This window comes from Micromonospora sp. D75 (assembly GCF_018070405.1).
GTDB classification, from domain to species: Bacteria; Actinomycetota; Actinomycetes; order Mycobacteriales; family Micromonosporaceae; genus Micromonospora; species Micromonospora chalcea.
The window spans coordinates 1-882 of the sequence record NZ_JAGPXV010001081.1 but is presented as its reverse complement, the minus strand read 5'-3'; the positions used below and the strand labels follow the sequence as shown (position 1 = coordinate 882).

Below are 882 nucleotides of genomic sequence, written 5' to 3'. Positions count from 1 at the left end.
TGTTTATGAGACAGCTGCTGCGGCCCAGCCTGCGCGACCGGGAGACCCGCCGGGGTGCTGATCGGCCTGGTGCTGGCCTGGCGCCGGGCGCCGTTCGTGCTGGTCGTGGTCGCGGCGGCGGCCACCACAGCGGTGCTGCGCCTGCTCGGCGTGGACTGACGCCGGCCCTCGCACGAGAACGGCCCCGCACCGCCGGAGCGGGAAGGGGCCGATTTCGGAGCGGGGCCGGTCAGACCTTGTCGCCGATGTTCACCCGGGGCGCGGGAGCGCGCATCCGGCGGAACGTGATCGACCGCATGATCGCGTAGAAGTAGAGCGAGCCGAGCTTCTCGGTGCTCTTCGGGAAGCGCTCGCGGACCAGCCGCTTGATCTTCCGGGAGATCAGCACCGAGTCGATCAGCACGCCGAGCGCCAGCGCGCCCCACAGCAGGTTGGACAGCAGCCGCACGATCGGCGGCATGGCCTGGTTGGAACCGACCAGCACGATCAGCGCGCCGCCGAAGAACCAGGTGCCGACCGTACGCCGGGAGTCGACCACGTTGCGGGCCAGCAGCCGCTCGGGCCCCCGGTCACGCGGGCCGCCCTCGCGCCGGAACTCGGCGGCGGCCTCGGCGCGGGCGGCGCGGCGCTGCGCGCGGGCCTCCTCCTTGGTCAGCGGCTTGGCCGGCGCGGTCGGCCGGCGGCCGGCGACCGGGCGCTTCGGCGTGACCTGCCCGAGTTCCTTCTTGCTGGGCGTGTAGCCCCGGGGACGGGCGGCGGCGGACTCCTCGTCGGTCGTCACAGTGGTGACGGACTCCTCGACGAGGTCGGCGGACTTGCGGCGAAACAGCGACGGCACGCGGCAAGGGTAGCCAACCGGCCGCGCCCGGTGCACATCACGGG

Annotated in this window: 1 protein-coding gene and 1 pseudogene; one reads left to right on the top strand and one right to left on the bottom strand. The window is 73.5% G+C overall.

Annotation, left to right across the window (positions count from 1 at the left end; all coding sequences use genetic code 11):
- Positions 1 to 42: 42 nt before the first annotated feature.
- Positions 43 to 159: pseudogene (locus tag KBX39_RS32130) on the top strand (AzlD domain-containing protein); the annotation flags it as partial.
- A 70-nt stretch (positions 160 to 229) separates the two neighbouring features.
- Here the strand turns inward: KBX39_RS32130 and KBX39_RS32125 are convergent.
- Positions 230 to 838 carry a DUF3043 domain-containing protein gene (locus tag KBX39_RS32125; RefSeq protein WP_043329355.1) on the bottom strand — a complete coding sequence of 203 codons (609 nt, stop codon included), beginning with the start codon at positions 836 to 838 and terminating at the stop codon, positions 230 to 232.
- Positions 839 to 882: the final 44 nt, after the last annotated feature.